Here is a 16,994-nt window from a genome sequence, read left to right on the forward strand (position 1 = left end):
CGGGTGGCGGCATTACATTCAAGCAAATTATACATCTTGGCAACAACCAGACGACAGTGCGGCCGCCCCGGCCCCGGGCCGGGCGCGGGACCCGCCGGGGCTTACTGCTTGGGCGAACCGCCGAGCAGCACGGCAATCTTCTGCTTGGGCTTGGTGCTGGTGGCAACTTGGTCGGCGACGACCGGCGTATTCTTCTTGGCCGGCTCGTACGGGGTCAGGAACCAGGGATCGACCTTCTCGCGGCGCGGGTACGGGCCCGGGCGGCCGGCGGAACTGGTGGAACTGCGTTCGGAACTGCGGTCGCCAGTGCTGCTGCGCTCGCCGCTGCGTTCGCGCTCCGGCGGGCGCGCGGACGGGCGGCCGGCGCTGCTGCCGGCACTGCTGTCGTCGCGGCGCGGACGGCGCTCGCCCGAGGCGTCAAAGCGCCCCGCGCTGGCGCTGGCAACAAAGCCGGCCAGTTCGCCGCGCGTGATGGTCTGCTTGATCAGTTTTTCGATATCGACCAGCAAGCGCTCGTCCTTGTCCGAAAACACCGACAGCGCATCGCCCGAGGCGCCGGCGCGGCCGGTACGGCCGATCCGGTGCACATAATCTTCGGCGTTGTACGGCAGGTCGAAGTTGATCACGCACGGCAGGTCGGAAATGTCGAGGCCGCGCGCGGCCACGTCTGTTGCGACCAGCACGTCGATCTCGCCCTTCTTGAAGGCGTCGAGCGCGGCCATGCGTTCCTGCTGGGTCTTGTCGCCGTGAATCGCGGTGGCCTTGATGCCGCCCTGCTCCAGGTGGCGCGACAGGCGCGAGGCGCCGATCTTGGTGTTCGAGAACACCAGCACCTGCTTGAGGTCGCGTCCGCGGATGAGGAATTCGACCACGTCGCGCTTGGCTTCGTCGGCCACCTTGTAGACGATCTGGGTCACCTTGTCGGCGGTGGCGTTGCTGCGCGCCACTTCGATGGTCACCGGATCGGTCAGGAAGCTGTTGGCCAGCTTCTTGATTTCCGGCGAGAAGGTGGCCGAGAACATCAGGTTCTGGCGCTTTTTCGGCAGCAGGTTGATGATGCGCTGCAAGTCCGGCAGGAAGCCCATGTCGAGCATGCGGTCGGCTTCATCCATGACCAGCATCTGCACCTGGCCCAGGCTGACGTTTTTCTGTTCGATATGGTCGAGCAGGCGGCCCGGGGTGGCGATGACGATTTCGACCCCGCCCTTGAGGATGATGGTCTGGCCCTTCATGTCCATGCCGCCGAACACCACGGTCGAGCGCAGCGGGGTGTGCTGGGCGTAGGCCTTGACGTTCTCGGCCACCTGCACCGCCAGCTCGCGGGTGGGGGTCAGGACCAGCGCGCGCACCGGATGGCGCGCCGGCGACATGCTCGGGCTGGCGTGGGCCAGCAGCAGCTGGATGATGGGCAGCGAAAAACCGGCGGTCTTGCCGGTGCCGGTCTGGGCCGCGCCCATGACGTCGCGCCCCTGCAGGACGATCGGAATGGCCGCGGCCTGGATCGGCGTCGGGTGGATGTAGCCCTGGTCCGTCAGTGCGCGCAGGATCTCCGGCGCAAGGCCGAAATCGGCAAACTTGACGGTGGGTTCACTGTCGGCTTCGATGGTAATCGGTGTTTCAGACATAAGTTTTCCGGGCGTTGGTTCGATATGCTCTACGCCCGGACAGGCCGACGCGGGGAACTTCCAGGATGGACGGGAACGAGCCGGGCAGTGGCAAGACCGGCGGCCAGCTCGAAGTGTGCCACGACAGCGTCGGCAGAACCGGACGTACGGACGTAGATGCAATAATAGTGCCGTAAACGATACCCTAAATCCCGGCAACTGTACATCGATATAAGATTAAGAAAGAGGTATTGCCGCAGAGTCAACTTGGTTTACACTGCCCGGGTTCCCCGGCATTCCTGGGGTGACCGGTACTGTAGACACCTATTTGACATGCCAACCGTATTTACCGCCCCCGCGCACTGCCTGTCCGCCCTGTTGCGTCCGCTGCTGTTCGCCTGCGTATGCGCCTGTCTGTGCCTGCAGGCCGCGGCCCATGCCAGCGCCACGCCGACCTCGCCGCTGCGCTTCAAGCGCCTCGCCTCCTTCGACTCGGACGAGCTGTCCATCCTGGCGCTGCTGCAGGACCGCCAGGGCTTCGTGTGGATCGGCACCCATAGCGGCGGGCTGTACCGCTACAACGGCTACCACGCGGTCAAGTACGTCAGCAACGCCAACAGCGGCGGTAACCTGCCGCACGACCGCGTCTCCGACCTGTACGAAGACGCGGCCGGCACCATCTGGGTGGCGACCCAGAACGGGCTGGCGCGCTTCAATCCGCAGACCAACAACTTCACCCGCTTCGTGCCGCCGCCGGGACCGGGCGCGCAGCGCATCATCAAGGAGATCATCGGCGACGGCAAGGGCGGCATGTGGCTGGCCACCTGGGGCGGCCTGCAGCACTTCGACCCGGCCAGCGGCAAATTCACCCTGTACCTGCACGACGCGGCGCGCCCGGGCAGCCTGGCCAGCAACGACCTGAACGCCATCGCCATGGACGAGCGCGGCGGCCTGTGGGCCGCCACCTGGCCGGGCGGACTCGATTACCTGGCGCCCGGCGCCGACCAGTTCGTGCACTACCGGATCGACCGCCCCGAGTCGCCCGACCCCAAGCTCAACATCGTGCGCGCCCTGCATTTCGCGCCCGACCGCACGCTCTGGATCGGCACCGAAACCGGGGTGGTGACCTGGCGCGCCGGCCAGCCCTGGAGCGCGCGCAAGCACGTGCCCTCGCCCGCCACCCGCATCAACTACCTGTACGGCGACCGCAACGACACGATCTGGGCCGGCACCCTGGCGGCGGGCCTGCTGCGCTGGGATAAAACCAAGGACCAGGCAAGCAGCACCCCCGTGCATTACGTGCACCGCGCCAACGATTCCTACAGCTTGCCGTCGGACGATATCCGCGCCGTCATGCACGACCGCAGCGGCATGCTGTGGATCGGCTCGATCACCGACGGCATCAGCCTCGTCAACCTGAACAGCGAGGGCTTCCAGCGCTACATTCCATTCGATGTCGAGGCCAACAACCTGCGTCCCAACAATGCCATGCGCGCCATGGAAGGCGCGCCGGGCGGGCGCCTGTGGCTGGCCAACAATGCCGGCCTGTCCCTGTTCGACAGCGCCAGCGGCGCGGTGCTGCGCAGCTACCGCGCCGACGGCAAGCCGGGCGCGCTCAGCAGCAACATCGTGTACAGCCTGTACCAGCAGCCGGGCGGGCCCTTGTGGATCGGCACTGCGGCCGGCCTGAACCGGCTCGACGGGGTCGAGGCACCGGTGCGGGTGGTCAGCTTCGGCTCGGTCGGCAGCGACTTCATCAACACCATCGCCCCGGCCGCCGGCGGCGCCCTGTGGCTCGGCACCGGCCAGCACGTGGTGCGCTACGATCCGGCCACGGGCGAGAGCACCCAGTTCCCGTCCGACCCGGCCCGGCCCGGCAGCCGCAGCGTGAACAGCACCACCACCATCGTCGAAGACCGGCTCGGGCGCGTCTGGATGGGCTCGGAATGGGGCGGCGGCGGGCTCGATGTGCTGGACCAGGCCAGCGGCAAGTTCCGCCATCTGCGCTACCGCGCCAGCGACCCCGCCTCGCTCTCCGACAACAACGTGGTGTCGCTGTACCAGGACCCGCGCGGGCGGCTGTGGGCCGGCACCGCGCGCGGCGTGAACCAGATCCTCACCGATGCCAAGGGCGCGATCCGCTTCCAGCGCTACGACGGGCCCGGCAGCGTCGGCCAGGTCAAGATCCTGGCCATGCGCAGCGACCAGGCCGGCCAGCTGTGGCTGAGCACCGCCAATGGCTTGCTGCGGCTCGATCCGGACAGCGGCAAGGTGGCGCGCTTTTCCGCCGCCGACGGCATGTCGGAAGGGTTTTCCTCGGGCGCCGCGCACGCCGCGCCCAACGGGCGCCTGTACTTCGGCGGCGTCAAGGGCATCACCGGGGTGACGCCGGCGGCGGTGCGCAGCGTCTCGGCCCCGCCGCAGGTGGCGATCACCGATATCAGCGTGTTCAACCGCTCGCTGCGCGACGGGCGCGCGGTGCCGGGCCTGCGCCTGGACGGCGCGGTGACGGCGCCGGTCAACCTGACCCTGGCCGGCGACGGGTCGGTGTTTTCGATCGAATTCGCGGCCCTGCACTTCACCGATCCGGTACGCAACACCTACAAATACCGCCTGGCCGGCTTCGACCGCGAATGGGTGGTGACCGACTCCGCCCACCGCAGCGCCACCTACACCAACCTCGATCCGGGCACCTATGTGTTTTCGGTGCGCGCCGCCAATCACCAGGGCATGTGGAGCGAGAACGCGGCCAGCATGACGGTGACGATCCTGCCGCCGTGGTGGAAAACCTGGTGGTTCCGCCTGATCCTGGCCTTGCTGGCGCTGGGCCTGGTCAGCAGCGCCTACCGGGCGCGCGTGCGCGACCTGACCCGGCGCCAGAAGCAGTTGCAGCACATGGTGGCCGAGCGCACCGCCGAGCTGGAAGCGAGCAACGCCAAGCTGGCGGCACTGTCGAGCACCGACGGGCTGACCGGCATCAACAACCGGCGCGGCTTCGACACCGCGCTCGAGTCCGAATGGCGGCGCGCCGCGCGCAACGGCTATCCGGTGGCGCTGGCCATGCTCGACGTCGACCACTTCAAGAGCTACAACGACCATTACGGACACCAGGCGGGCGACCAGTGCCTGCGCGCGGTGGCCGGGGTGATCGCCGCGCACGCGCGCCGCACCACCGACCTGGTGGCGCGCTATGGGGGCGAGGAATTCGCGCTGCTGGCGCCCGCCACCAGCGCCGCCGAAGCACTGGAACTGGCCAACGCGCTGTGCCAGGCGCTGGAAAAACTGGCGCTGCCGCACGCCAAGTCGCCGTACGGAGTGGTGACGATCAGTATCGGGGTGGTGTCGCTGATGGCCGACGAGACGGGCAGCCCGGAACAGCTGGTCGAGCATGCCGACCGCGCCATGTACCGCGCCAAGACCGGGGGCCGCAACCGCGCGCTGTGCGCGTGAACGGTACGGCGCGCGCCGGAAGCGGATGCTGTGGGCCGCAGGCGGCGTCCGCTGCGGCGTCCGCTACGGCGTCCGCTACGGCGTCCGCTACGGCGCCCGTCAGCGCTTCCAGCCGCGGTCGCGCGCGGCCCGTTCCGCGAGCGGATCGAGCGTGTCGGCGCTGCGCAGCGTGACGGCGTCCTGCACCGCGCGCGGCATGCCGTTGCCGGGGGTAAGGTATTCGTTGCCGGTGCTGTCCATGCGCGCGTACAGGGTGATGTTCCAGCCGGTGCCGCCGCGGCAGGCCAGCCCGCCGCCGTTGGCCAGCCGGAAGCTGCGGCAGTACGCCCCTTCTTTCGACAGGAAAGTGGTGCCGATGCGCACCGGCGCGTCCGCTTCCGGCGTGCCGGACAACTGCTGCGTGAGCGCGTGCGCCAGCGCGCCGCGCGCCGTCATGATGGCGCCCTCGCCATCGATCAGCGCCAGGCCTTCGCGCTGCAGCGCGTGGCTGATGCCGGCGCCCGCCAGCAGGCCGAGCACCAGCGTGGCCGCCAGGCCGCTCCAGGCGCTCCAGGACCAGCCGCGCGGCCCCGCGCCGGCCAACTGCGGCGCCAGCTGCGGCGCGGCCGGCGGCGGGGCGGCGCGGGCCGCGCGCGCCGCATGCAGCTGCACCACCTTGGCCGAGCGCGCCGCCGGCTGGCGCTGGGAGCCGCCCTCGCCCGGCCCGAAGCCGGCGACGGCATTGCTGCGCTGGGCCTGCAACTGGCGAAAACGGGCCTCCAGCGCCGGGTCCTGGCGCAGCGCCTGGGCCACCACCTCGCCGGTGGCGGCGTCGAGCGCGCCGTCGGCGTAGGCCCTCAGGATGTCATCGGAAAAGCTCATGCTGCCGTCCTCGTTTGTCGGGATGCCCGGAGTGCCCGGGCGGCGCCGCTTGCTGGTGTTTCTCTGTTGCGGTGATCGCTATATTATCATTCAGGCATGGCGGCATGGTGCGGCACCCGCCCCTCAGGATGTAATCAGGCCATGTTCGTCGAGCATATCGTGCAGCAATTCGAGCCGGATGACCGGATTGTCGAGCATCAACAGGCGGTATTTCTGGTCGTTCGGCAAGGGCAGCAGGTCGCACCAGCGGTTCGCGACCCAGCCGCAATCGTCGAGGCGGAACGGCGGCAGCACCGGCCAGCGCTGCTCGGGCACCTCGTCGAGCGAAGCCAGCACGCGGTCGAGGGCGTCGGCCGCGCCCTGCAGTTCGGACGGCACCGGCACCGCGTGGTCGTCTTCGAGCAGTTCGGTCTCGGCCATCCACAGGCCGTTGGCGCGGCGCGCGCTGGAGAGGATGCGAAAGCGCGCCGCGCCGCGGCAGGTGACCTGCATCAGTCCCGGTGCTGTCATGCTGCTGTCCTGCACCGAAGCGAGGGTGCCGGCCGGGTGGAAGCGCTCCTGGCCCTCGGGCGTGCGCACCTCGTGGCCCTCGGTCAGCAGGACCACGCCGAACGGGGTGCCGTTGGCGATGCATTTGCCCACCATGTCGAGATAGCGCACCTCGAAAATCTGCAGGGGCAGCACGCCGTCCGGAAACAGGACCGTACCGAGAGGAAAGAGAGGGAAGGAGAGGGTCGCCATCACCCCATGATGCCAGAATCCGGGCCGGCAGCGAAGCACGATTGTCGGTGCGCATGCGCCGTGAGTGATGTGTCGCGATTTTACTTTTTTTGCATCAAGCAACCCCTTTTTGGGGCTGCTTCCGTTACATTCCATGTCCCGCCAATGCGCAACAGTCGCAGCGGACAGACATAAAAACAGGAGAGCCATTCATGTCGCATTATCTCGCCGCCGGCCTGGCGCTGTTGCTGGCCGCGCTTGCGGGCTGCCAGCCGCGTGCCAGCGGGCCGGCGCCGCAGAAAACCATGCACGCGTTCCAGGACGAGGCGCAGCTGGACGCGTTTCTCAAGGATGCTGCCGAGCAGGCCGGCGAGCGCACGGCCGATGCGGCCGTGCTGCCGGCAAGCGCGCCGGCGCGCGCGCCGGCCGACGCCGGGGCCAGCGCTGTCGTGCGCGAACATGGCCGCCATCTGGTGCTGCTGCGGCGCGGCCGCCTGCTGACGGTCGATATCGGCAAGGACCAGCTCAAGCTGGTGGCGGCGCTCGATGCGCGCGCGCCAGGCGACGAGGCGCAGGAAGCGATGGCGGTGGCCGACGGCACGGTGGCGCTGATCGGGCGCCGCCCGGGCGGCACCGGCATCGCGCTGTTCGACATCGACGCGGCCGGGCGCTTGCGCTACCGCGCCAGCTACCAGCTGCGGGCCGGCCTGCACGGCGCGGCCATGCAAGAGAGCGTGCGCCAGATCGGCAGCAAGCTGGTGCTCTACAGCGCGCTCGCGCTCGATCCGCTCGCGTCCGACCAGCTCGCGGCCCTGCCGGCGCTGCGCGGCGCGCTGGCCGGCGCCGACCCGGCGGCGGCGCCCTTCACCCGCATCGCCCCGGCCACCCGGATCCACGTCGGCGAAGCGCCCATCGATCCGGACCTGGGCCTGGTGCTGCACAGCGTCACCGTGTGCGACCTGGCCCTGCGCGCGCTGCGCTGCGACGCCAGCGCCGTGCTGGGGCCGCCCGCGCGGACCTTCCATATGGCGCCCGAGGCGGTGTACGTCTGGAGCGCGCCGCACAAGGATGATGCCGGCGCCAGCCTGTACCGCATTCCCCTCAATGGCGGCGCCCCAGGCGCCATTCGCGTGGCCGGCGCGCCGCACGCTCCGTCCGCCTTTCACGAAAGCGCCGATGGGCACGTCAACGTGCTGGTCGGTCCAGGCGGCGCGGGCCAGCCCTCCTGGCGCGGGCGGGCCGGCGCCGACGACCTGGCCCTGCTGCGGTTGCCGCTGACGGCCTTGTCCGACGGCAGCGAAAGCGCCGCGCCCTCCAGTTACAGGCAATTGCCCGCATTCGCCTCGCAGCAGCTGCGCAGCCGTTATGTCGGTCCGTGGCTGCTGTACGGCAGCGCCGGCGACGGCGGCGCGCCGCTGTACGCGCTGCGCTGGGACGGCACGGGCGCGCCGCAGCGCCTGGACCTGGCGCATCCGGCCGAGCACATCGCGCCGATGGGCGACGATGCCGTGGTGACCGGGCAGGCGCAGGGCGAGCTATCCCTGAGCAGCGTGCGGCTGCGCCAGCAGGCCGCCCTGGCCAACACCCATGTGCACGCCCTCGCCGAGGAAAGCGCCGGCGTGCGCCATGGCTTCCATTACACCTCGCAGCGGCCGGGCCAGGGCATGGTCGGCTTGCCGCTGGTGCAGACGCGCGAGGCGCAAGCGGCCGGGGAGCCGGAGACCGTCGTGTCGGTGCTGTACCTGCGCAATACCGCGCTCAAGCTGCGCGAACTGGGCACCCTCAAGGCCCAGGGCGGCGAAGGCGGCGATGCCGCTGCACTGCCGCCGCCGCTGCCCCTGTTCGTGCAGGGCCGGGTATTCGCGCTGATGGGGGACGAGCTGGTGGAAGGAAAACTCAAGAACGGGCGCCTGAGGGAAGTGCGGCGCATCGACCTGGCACCGGCCAGCGCTCAGTAGGCGCGCAGCGCCTGTTCCAGTGCGCGCAGGCGCCAGCGCAGCCGGTCCGGTCCGGGATTCGGGTGCAGGCCGACCAGCACCGTCAGCTCGCCGCTCACGCGCGCGCTGCACGGCAGCTGCAATTCGGTGGCGCGCTCGAAGGGCAGGCGGAATTGCTGCCCCGGCAGCAGGCGCAGGCCGCCGAACTGGTGCGGCACGCTGTCGCTGTTCCTCAGCAGCAGCACGTCGCGCAAGCCCACGGTCAGGCGCACCACCGGCGGCAGCACCTCGGCCCGGTCGCCGGCCAGGCGGCGTTCGGCGGCGCGTGCGGGAACGTCGAGCAGGAAGTCACGGCTGCCCGGCGGGATCGGCGCCATCGCGGCCCAGACCAGCAGCAGCAGGCAGGCGCCAAGCAGGATCGAGGCGAGCCAGTGGCGGCGCAGGTGCTGTTCCATGCGCCTAGCCGCCCGCCGCGGGCATCGCTGTCAAGGTCGGCAAGTGGGGCGTCAATCGATGATCGCGGCGCAGGCATCGGTCGGCAGGGCCGCCACTTTCCCGACCACGGGAACCATCTTGATCACGGCCGAACCGACGCGGCAGGGTGCGGCCATCACGCCGCAACCACCGAGCACGGCTGGTAGCAGGAGAAAGAGGGCGATACGGCAAAGGCGGGCATTCATGGTGAATCCGGGCAAAAGTCAGGGTGAGAAAGAATTGTAAGTGGCGCGCCGCATCGCCGACAAGAAAATCGAGGTAACAAAACGTTTACGTGCCACAAGAGTGCTAGGATATTGCCCATGAAACCACCTGCCAGCCACCAGCATATCGGTATCGTCGCCTGCTCGGCCGAGGGTGCGGCGCTGTGTTACCGCACCATCTGCCACGAAGGCGCGCGCCTGCTCGGGCCGTACGAGCATCCCGAGCTGTCGATGCACTCGCATTCGCTGGCCGACTACATGCGCTGCATCGATGTGGACGACTGGCACGGCGTGGGCGAACTGATGCTCTCGTCCGCGCACAAGCTGGCCAGCGCCGGCGCCGACTTCCTGATCTGCCCCGACAACACCATCCACCAGGCGCTGGCGCTGGTGCAGGCGCGCTCGCCCCTGCCCTGGCTGCACATCGCCGATGTCGCCGCCGCCGAAGCGCTGGCGCGCGGCTACCAGCGCATCGGCCTGACCGGCACGCGCTGGATGCTCGACAGCGACGTCTATCCCGAGCGCTTCGCCGCGCACGGACTGGCCACGGTGCGCCCCGGGCTGGCGGCGCGCATCGAAATCAACCGCATTATCATGGATGAACTGGTCAGCGGCGAGTGCAAGCCGGCGGCGATTGCCTATTTCCAGAAAGTCATCACGCGCATGAAAGATGGCGGCTGCGATGCGGTGCTGCTGGGCTGCACGGAAATTCCGCTACTCATGAACAATGGCAATTCGCCCCTGCCCACGCTCGACACCACCCGCCTGCTGGCGCGCGCCGCACTGCGCCACGCCACCGGCCAGCCCGCGTGAACGGACGCGGCCGGATTGACAGGGGCGCGCAAAACTGCGAGGATACGTGCATGAAAATGTTTAATTCACATGCCTTGGGTTCGAATTGGTGGCTGCGCTGACATCGCGCGGCGCCTGCACCATCATGTGTTTTCCATGAACGCCGCCTCGATTGGGCGGCGTTTTTCATGAGCGTTTTCCGATAGGGGCACCACCACCCGAGGGACTATCGACATGCCAACACCAGCAACGAGCGCAGCACCCATCATCCTCACCGGCGACCGCCCGACCGGCCCGCTCCACCTTGGCCACTACGTGGGCAGCCTGCGCAACCGCGTCACTTACCAGCGCGACTACCGCCAGTTCATCATGCTGGCCGACGCCCAGGCCCTGACCGACAATATGGACGACCCGGCCAAGGTCCAGCGCAACGTGATCGAAGTGGCGCTCGACTACCTGGCGACCGGGATCGACCCGGCCCAGTCGACCATATTGATCCAGTCGCAGATTCCGGAACTGGCCGAACTGACCTTTTACTACCTGAACCTGGTGACGGTGGCGCGCCTGGAGCGCAACCCGACCGTCAAGGAAGAAATCCGCCTGCGCGGCTTCGAGCGCGACATTCCGGCCGGCTTTTTGACCTATCCGGCCAGCCAGGCGGCCGACATCACCGCGTTCAAGGCGGTGCTGGTGCCGGTCGGCGAAGACCAGGTGCCGATGATCGAACAGACCAATGAAATCGTGCGCCGCTTTAACCGCATCGCCGGCGCCGAAGTGCTGGTCGAAGCGAAGGCGCTGGTGCCGGAAATCGGGCGTCTGCCGGGCATCGACGGCAAGGCCAAGATGAGCAAGTCGCTCGGCAACACGATCAACCTGTCGGCCAGCGCCGACGAAGTGCGTGCGGCCGTCAAGAAGGTCTACACCGACCCGCTGCACCTGCGCGTGGCCGATCCCGGCCATATCGAAGGCAATATCGCGTTCGCCTACCTCGATGCCTTCGATCCGGAAAAGGAAGCGCTGGCCGAGATGAAGGCGCATTACCAGCGCGGCGGCCTGGCCGACAGCATCGTCAAGGCGCGCCTGGAACTGTGCCTGCAAGAATTCCTGACCCCAATCCGCGCCCGCCGCGCCGAGCTGGAAAAGGACCGCGGCCACGTGATGCAGATCCTGAAAGAAGGCACGGCGCGCGCACGCGAAGTGGCGGCGCGCACGGCCGATGAAGTCAAGCGCGCGATGGGCCTGAGCTACTTCTGATCCGGTCGCGGGCGCTCAGCGGTAGCGGGCCGGGATCTGGCCCCCGCTGCCGTCGTCAATCAGGCCATTGATGGCCTGGTTGATTTCCTCGAACGGCACCCGCGCCGTCTTCGAAAAGACGCATCCGCCAGCGGCATGCACTTGTTCACGGGTACGAATGCGAAAACTCGCAGATGGAGGTGCGCCAAGGTACCTAAGTGGTAAGGATGAGAAGAACGACGATGACAACGAGAGCCAGCACCGGAATCACAAACGGCTTGACCAAATCAACGGCTAAGTGTCTTGGCAAATTCAAGGCCTCGTTCGCATAATCGATCACCCTTCTGATTTCTGCGTCATCAAATTCATGATTTGCCCTGCAGCGATAAACGCCCCAATCTTACGCAATTCCACCTGGTTTTTACTTAAATCGGCCTCATCCAGAACATAGGCCATAGACAATATAATTGACTTCGCCATGTCCTGATCGGTTTCCGGTTCATAACCACATCTTGCACAGGCCGCTTGCGGGGTCGTCTTATGTTCCCCGCATTTGATGCAAAAAAATATAGCTCATTGACAATCATCTAAAAATCGCCCAGCAAATCAAGCGCATCTTCCGGCCGGGGCACGCAAAGAACTGTAAATAACTCTGCGCAGTCTGATGATCTTTCAACCAGCTCAGCCATCTTCTCAGGCTGCCTAACTAGCTCCGGTTTCTCGCTATCCTCAAGATATCCCAAGCTCTCCGGGTGTCGCCGGATATACTCGGCCACAAGTCTGCGGACTTCCTCGAAAGGAAAATCCGGCAGTGGCCTGAGTGTCACGGCAATTCGGCGCCATGGGCCATTGAAAAAAGAGAGGACTTTCCCTACGATAGTTTTTCCATCGAGTTCGCAAAATTGAATGCCTTCAATCCGTGATACTGAACCATCGCGATAGACAACTAACGTACCGAGGTGCCTGCGCAACAATTTATGCTTTGACCCTGACGACAATTTAAAAGCATCCGAACTGTGCGGATGGACGGTTTGCTCTTGCTGATTTAACAGAAGTACAGTTTCGCAGCCATCATTTGCATTCACATTTATCTCCCCCCGCCCGCCCTCCAGTCCCGCCCAAAACCGATCCAGCGGTTAGCTCACCCATCCATGAAGGCGCGCCGAGCCAAGCAAGATTTGCATGGCGTCCCAACCAGTTATTAAATGGTGCCGAAATGGGATTGATATTCCAGGGCTGGTTTTTTATCGACTCCGAAACGTACTTTCCTATACCCTGATTCTGCTCAAATAACCAATGATGCCGTTGCTGCCCCGGCTTTAAATCGTGAATGTGACTCCGTCTCATCCACGCGGCAGTGGCTCCCCAACTATGCGAGCCCTTTTTTATATAAAATACCTTTTTTACCATCGCATTTACGATGCCACCACCGATCAGACTGAGGCCGACTTGACCCAGATCAATGCAACGCCAATTCCCATCGTGTTGATATAGTTGCAACCCAATGTCTGCTATACCAAGAACAGCGCCCCAGGCAATCCGACCGTCGGGATCTACGAAGGACAAAGGATTGCCCTCTGCATAAGGATAGAGGTTCGTCCCTCCTCCCAACCCGTTCGGGTCACTCTGGAGATACCGTCCGGTCACAGGATCATAGTATCGGTGCCAGTTATACCAAAGCCCCGTCTCGGTATCGTAATACTGGCCGGGGAATCCGACGTTGAGGCCACCAATCGAGTCAGAAATCACACGCCGGTCAAAAGCAGCATTGGCGGCGCGCCAGACCTTGGCTCCGTCAGCGTTGGTCAGCACTTCAGGACGCCCGAGCTGATCGTTATGACTCGCGAAAAACGCACCGTTGCGCGCGATCCCCAGAAGTTGCCCACCAAGCCAGACATAGTGCGTCGTTGTCGCGCCAACCTCCGCAAGCAATTCACCATCAGGACCGTAGATTGTCCTGACCCCTGCGCCTTTAGATATCTTCAGGACCCGTTGGTTCAATCCGTTGACGCGATAATCGCCGATCTGCGCGCCATTGATCCACACCCCGTTCATCCTGTTGAATGCATCGTATGTGTATTTCCGGTTACCGTCGTGGCGATGCTCGATGGTCGCGTCACCTAAGGCGTCATACTCGAACCGACGCGATTGCCCACCGCCAGCCCAGTTTTGCAGGCGGTTAGTGTTTGCAAAGAATCCGTAGTTGTACTCGCCCTGGGCCTCCCTGCTGTGCTTCAGGCGATTGCCAGCGTCGTCCCACCCAAAATATTGGTGATCTCCAATGCGCGTCGCGCTGGCAACTCGGCCGGCTTCATCATACCAATACTCGACCGTCAGATCTGGGAACACAGTGTCGGTAATTTTTGAAATAGTTCCTTTCGGATGATAATCAAAGTTGAGGCTATGAATGCCAGGCGTTACAAGCTGGTCCAGTCGCCCGTCTACGTCAAAGGTGAGCATGCGCGGGAGCCCGTTGCCAAAGCGCCAGCCATACGGGACGTCCGTAGCCGGCTGGTAGATGAAGCCATCGGCAATGGTCGCCCATTTGCCGCTCAGGTTGCTGCGCATCTTGGTCAGGCGGCCATTGGCGTCGTAGTCATAGCCGAGATGAAGACCACTCGACATCGCCATCCCGCTCAGCCTGCCCGACGCGTCATAGGCCCATTTTGTCCAGAATGTACTACCGTAAATATCGTTGCTCTGAAGGACCACGTTCCCGGCGATGTCATACGCGTAGTCGGTACGTCCAGTTGCGTCTGTCATGCTTGTCATCCGTCCTTTTCCCAAGTGACCTTCGTCATAGTTGAAGGATTCAGTTGTGTTGCCGCTGCGACGCGAACGCAAGCGACCGATGTCGTCCCAAGTGTAGGTAATAACCCTGCCGTCGGCGCGCGTCTCGTGCGTCAGACGGCCGAGGTCATCATAGGCATCGAACGTGGTTACGCCACGGTCGGCACTATCGATGCGAAGCACGTCGCCGAAGTTATTGTAGGCATAGTTAGTTCTGACGTTGCGAGGATCAATGACTGTTGCCAGCCGTCCGGCGACGTCGTATTCGAAGCCAATGATGCCGCCATCGGGATTGGTTTGTTTAGTCAACCGGTTTTGCGCGTCGTATTCATAGAACGTGCCTTTGCCGTCTCCGCCGTATTCCGCCTCAATGTTTCCGTTGGCATCGTAACGGGTGTCTTCACGCTCGCCTTTGCTGTTGACCCTTTGATAGGGCCTCCCCAATGAATCGAGCAGTGTCAATGCACTAAATTCGCCGCTGGCCGTGCCAACGGGACCGCTGGCTCCGGCCGAGGGAACGTTGCGGGGCGAGGAACTGCGTAACGAATTGGCGGCAACATCGTACTTTGTGGTTGTGTACTGGTGCTGCGCATTGCCAACTGCCTCCTGGCGTCCGGATGGGGTATAGGCATACCGTGTCACGCTGCCGTCGGAATGATTAAGGATTACTGGCTGGCGATTGCTGTTGTAGGCAATGCGCGTAATGCGATTGCCGTACTCGGTCACGGATGCCAACGTGCCGTTCGGGTTATATGTGTAGCTCGTCACCAAGCCATTGATATCGGTGGTCGTGCCAGGCAGGCCAAGTCCGGTGTAATTACCGTAGTACGCCACTTGCCCGAGCGGGTTGACGAGCGAGCTGACCCGGCCGTACGTGTCGTAGTTCACCTTCGTTTGCACGTCACGGCCACCCAGGACGGAATTGGTGACTTTGAACGCCATTGTGCTATTCGGATGAAAGCCATAGCCGTATCGGTCGATCCGTTGTTTGCCGCTCTTCAAATCGGTGATTCTGGTTTCTGCAATCAGCCCGTGTGCATGTCCACCCGAATGGTACGCATAGCTGACACTGGAATGGCTGTCGCCGCTTGCGCTTTTATAGATTGTTTCGACCAGGTTGTCGTTGTCCCAGCGGTGCTCTGTCCGCAGCGCGGCGGGCGTTCCGTCCGCAGTGATCTTTTCACGCAGATGTCCATCGATGTCGTAGACATATCTAGTCGCGTTGCCCTTCCAGTCTGATGTCCATTGCAGATAGCCGTTCTCATCATACGAAGTTTGCGCACTGGCGCCAGTGCAGGTCGCAGTCGGCGCACGATCGATCTTACTGATCTTCAGTTCCCCAGCCACGTTCTCAAAACTGTAGCGGATTTCCTGGCCTTTTGCGTTCGTAACAACGGTGAGATCCTTGGCGTAATTGAAGACGTCTTTTTCCTCATTGCCGGCAAGGGCACTTACATGGACCCGGCGATCCCCATGGTAGCTGTAGGTGCTGTGGCGGATTCCGCCAATCGAAGTGCCCGTCAGCAGTGTCGGATCGCCAGCCTCGTAATGATATTCGCGTACGTCCCCGCCAGGGGCAGTCACTTTCGTCAACATGCCGTTGCCGTTGTACTTGTAATCCCAAATGCTGCCGTTGGTGTCTTGGACCGCTGCAACACGCCCGTCACCGCCCCAGCTCAGCTTGACCGACTGACCCGGCCTGTTTTCAATCGCTACCAGCTTGGGGCCGTCGTAATAAAATTTCCGCACGAGCAGGTTCGCTTTGTCGTATATTTCCTCGATCCCGCGATTGACGCCGAAGACGAATCTGGCCCTTTCCTTTTGAAGCGTGACGTTTTCGCGCGGCTTGAAGGTAATTTTCGCGAGAGTCGAACCCTTTCCGTAGTGGTAATAATATTCGTCAGGTCGTTTTGCAGGCGGCTTTTCAGGAGTGGCGCGCGCGTCCGGGCTGATCGCCCGCTTTTGGTCAGAGGGCAGCCATAACCAGTCTTGCTCGATAAGCGGACCGTGTCCACTATATTTGTACTCAATCGCGGTTCCGTTTTCGGCAATATGCGTGATTCTCTGGGGCACGCAGTCGAAATCCTGATGAGGTTTAAAACAAGCAGCGTAGGTCAACCTTGGCGTGTCCAAGGTAGAAAGCCAGTGCTTGCCGAACAGAGTTCCTTCCGCATGCTGGCTGCGGTAAGTTCGCGTAAGCGACAAGCCATACAAACCTTGGGATTCGAAGTCGGATTCCGTCGCAACCTTTTCTCCAGTAGCGAGCACTACCGGGTTGGCGGTTGTCTTGCAGTCCTGTTCAGACTCTTTGTTCGAATTACCTTGCGACGGAGGCGCGGCCTTGAGCGGACCGCCACCTTTATCTGATTTTATCGTGTAACTGTCGAGACCAAAACCGGCGCGAAAATCGAAAATAAACGACTCCGGTTTCGGCCGCTCTCCATTCACAGGCACCACGATCATCCCGTTCTCTACAGTACCTTGCAGAGTTCGCGCCACGTTGTTGGTGTCGGTGATTTCTGGAATCCCGGACGCCTTTAAGGGCAATAGGAACAACAGCGAAATGAAAATGACTTTTGGCGGTTTCATAAACATCCCAGCTTAAATTTGACAAACTGAGCAATGGAGGGGAACCAGCCTTCCACTTTATGAAACCGTTGAATGCACAACAAGTGGCATCTCCGCACGGCTTGTTTTTCCTCAAGAACGCGCCGAAAAATGTAGCTTGCCGTCGCAGCAAAACATCATCTTGGAGAGCATGGTCGGGGTATCACCCGTGAAGCAGCAACGCCATGAGCTATTTATGCCGCCAACGTAATCGAGCTGCCGCGCGCACGCGAAGTGGCGGCGCGCACGGCCGACGAGGTCAAGCGGGCGATGGGCCTGAGCTACTTCTGATCCGGTTGCGG

At 63.8% G+C, this 16,994-nt stretch carries 13 protein-coding genes; 4 read left to right on the forward strand and 9 right to left on the reverse strand.

Annotated features, from left to right (window positions below; translation table 11 throughout):
• Nucleotides 1–101: 101 nt before the first annotated feature.
• Complete coding sequence (locus RBA40_RS22670) at nucleotides 102–1,625, reverse strand: DEAD/DEAH box helicase (RefSeq protein ID WP_306650160.1); 1,524 nt, start codon at nucleotides 1,623–1,625, stop codon at nucleotides 102–104.
• A 312-nt stretch (nucleotides 1,626–1,937) separates the two neighbouring features.
• Here RBA40_RS22670 and RBA40_RS22675 point away from each other — a divergent pair, with 312 nt between their 5' ends.
• Complete coding sequence (locus RBA40_RS22675; protein ID WP_306650161.1) at nucleotides 1,938–5,054, forward strand: ligand-binding sensor domain-containing diguanylate cyclase; 3,117 nt, start codon at nucleotides 1,938–1,940, stop codon at nucleotides 5,052–5,054.
• A gap of 99 nt (nucleotides 5,055–5,153) precedes the next feature.
• Here the strand turns inward: RBA40_RS22675 and RBA40_RS22680 are convergent, their stop codons facing one another.
• Entirely contained in the window at nucleotides 5,154–5,915 is a 762-nt protein-coding gene (locus RBA40_RS22680; RefSeq protein WP_306650163.1) for a hypothetical protein, read from the reverse strand.
• A gap of 123 nt (nucleotides 5,916–6,038) precedes the next feature.
• Nucleotides 6,039–6,656 carry an LON peptidase substrate-binding domain-containing protein gene (locus RBA40_RS22685; RefSeq protein WP_306650273.1) on the reverse strand — a complete coding sequence of 206 codons (618 nt, stop codon included), beginning with the start codon at nucleotides 6,654–6,656 and terminating at the stop codon, nucleotides 6,039–6,041.
• 191 nt (nucleotides 6,657–6,847) lie between these two features.
• On the opposite strand from RBA40_RS22685, the gene RBA40_RS22690 reads away from it, so the two are divergent.
• Complete coding sequence (locus RBA40_RS22690; RefSeq protein WP_306650165.1) at nucleotides 6,848–8,593, forward strand: hypothetical protein; 1,746 nt, start codon at nucleotides 6,848–6,850, stop codon at nucleotides 8,591–8,593.
• Here RBA40_RS22690 and RBA40_RS22695 read toward each other — a convergent pair.
• The gene (locus RBA40_RS22695) at nucleotides 8,587–9,027 is read right to left on the reverse strand and encodes a hypothetical protein (RefSeq protein WP_306650166.1); all 441 of its coding nucleotides are present in this window, start codon (nucleotides 9,025–9,027) and stop codon (nucleotides 8,587–8,589) included. The genes RBA40_RS22690 and RBA40_RS22695 overlap by 7 nt on opposite strands.
• A 51-nt stretch (nucleotides 9,028–9,078) precedes the next feature.
• Nucleotides 9,079–9,252: a DUF6726 family protein gene (locus tag RBA40_RS22700; protein WP_306650168.1), complete on the reverse strand. Its 174-nt coding sequence runs from the start codon at nucleotides 9,250–9,252 to the stop codon at nucleotides 9,079–9,081.
• Between the two features lie 117 nt (nucleotides 9,253–9,369).
• Here RBA40_RS22700 and RBA40_RS22705 point away from each other — a divergent pair, with 117 nt between their 5' ends.
• Complete coding sequence (locus tag RBA40_RS22705) at nucleotides 9,370–10,083, forward strand: aspartate/glutamate racemase family protein (RefSeq protein ID WP_306650169.1); 714 nt, start codon at nucleotides 9,370–9,372, stop codon at nucleotides 10,081–10,083.
• 213 nt (nucleotides 10,084–10,296) lie between these two features.
• Nucleotides 10,297–11,316 (forward strand): tryptophan--tRNA ligase, encoded by a 1,020-nt coding sequence (gene trpS / locus RBA40_RS22710; RefSeq protein WP_099875312.1) that lies wholly within the window; start codon nucleotides 10,297–10,299, stop codon nucleotides 11,314–11,316.
• A gap of 15 nt (nucleotides 11,317–11,331) precedes the next feature.
• Here the strand turns inward: trpS and RBA40_RS22715 are convergent, their stop codons facing one another.
• From RBA40_RS22715 to RBA40_RS22730, 4 genes are all read right to left on the reverse strand, one after another.
• Nucleotides 11,332–11,457, reverse strand: a complete 126-nt coding sequence (locus tag RBA40_RS22715; RefSeq protein WP_306650171.1) for a hypothetical protein — start codon at nucleotides 11,455–11,457, stop codon at nucleotides 11,332–11,334.
• 174 nt (nucleotides 11,458–11,631) lie between these two features.
• Nucleotides 11,632–11,775 carry a hypothetical protein gene (locus tag RBA40_RS22720; protein ID WP_306650173.1) on the reverse strand — a complete coding sequence of 48 codons (144 nt, stop codon included), beginning with the start codon at nucleotides 11,773–11,775 and terminating at the stop codon, nucleotides 11,632–11,634.
• 107 nt (nucleotides 11,776–11,882) lie between these two features.
• Nucleotides 11,883–12,380, reverse strand: coding sequence for a hypothetical protein (locus RBA40_RS22725; RefSeq protein ID WP_306650175.1), 498 nt, complete (start codon nucleotides 12,378–12,380; stop codon nucleotides 11,883–11,885).
• A complete protein-coding gene (locus RBA40_RS22730; RefSeq protein ID WP_306650177.1) occupies nucleotides 12,367–16,674 on the reverse strand; it encodes an RHS repeat-associated core domain-containing protein in 4,308 nt (1,435 codons plus the stop codon). Before RBA40_RS22730 ends, RBA40_RS22725 begins: the two co-directional genes overlap by 14 nt.
• Nucleotides 16,675–16,994 lie beyond the last annotated feature (320 nt).

This window comes from Massilia pseudoviolaceinigra, from assembly GCF_030846505.1.
GTDB lineage: Bacteria > Pseudomonadota > Gammaproteobacteria > Burkholderiales > Burkholderiaceae_D > Telluria_A > Telluria_A violaceinigra.

What these genes read in the sequence shown, in the direction of transcription:
- RBA40_RS22680 (WP_306650163.1), bottom strand. Translation starts at nt 5,915, where the DNA reads ATGAGCTTTTCCGATGACATCCTGAGGGCCTACGCCGACGGCGCGCTC.
- RBA40_RS22670 (WP_306650160.1), bottom strand. Translation starts at nt 1,625, where the DNA reads ATGTCTGAAACACCGATTACCATCGAAGCCGACAGTGAACCCACCGTC.
- RBA40_RS22705 (WP_306650169.1), top strand. Translation starts at nt 9,370, where the DNA reads ATGAAACCACCTGCCAGCCACCAGCATATCGGTATCGTCGCCTGCTCG.
- RBA40_RS22685 (WP_306650273.1), bottom strand. Translation starts at nt 6,656, where the DNA reads ATGGCGACCCTCTCCTTCCCTCTCTTTCCTCTCGGTACGGTCCTGTTT.
- RBA40_RS22695 (WP_306650166.1), bottom strand. Translation starts at nt 9,027, where the DNA reads ATGGAACAGCACCTGCGCCGCCACTGGCTCGCCTCGATCCTGCTTGGC.
- RBA40_RS22690 (WP_306650165.1), top strand. Translation starts at nt 6,848, where the DNA reads ATGTCGCATTATCTCGCCGCCGGCCTGGCGCTGTTGCTGGCCGCGCTT.
- RBA40_RS22720 (WP_306650173.1), bottom strand. Translation starts at nt 11,775, where the DNA reads ATGGCGAAGTCAATTATATTGTCTATGGCCTATGTTCTGGATGAGGCC.
- trpS (WP_099875312.1), top strand. Translation starts at nt 10,297, where the DNA reads ATGCCAACACCAGCAACGAGCGCAGCACCCATCATCCTCACCGGCGAC.
- RBA40_RS22700 (WP_306650168.1), bottom strand. Translation starts at nt 9,252, where the DNA reads ATGAATGCCCGCCTTTGCCGTATCGCCCTCTTTCTCCTGCTACCAGCC.
- RBA40_RS22675 (WP_306650161.1), top strand. Translation starts at nt 1,938, where the DNA reads ATGCCAACCGTATTTACCGCCCCCGCGCACTGCCTGTCCGCCCTGTTG.
- RBA40_RS22730 (WP_306650177.1), bottom strand. Translation starts at nt 16,674, where the DNA reads ATGAAACCGCCAAAAGTCATTTTCATTTCGCTGTTGTTCCTATTGCCC.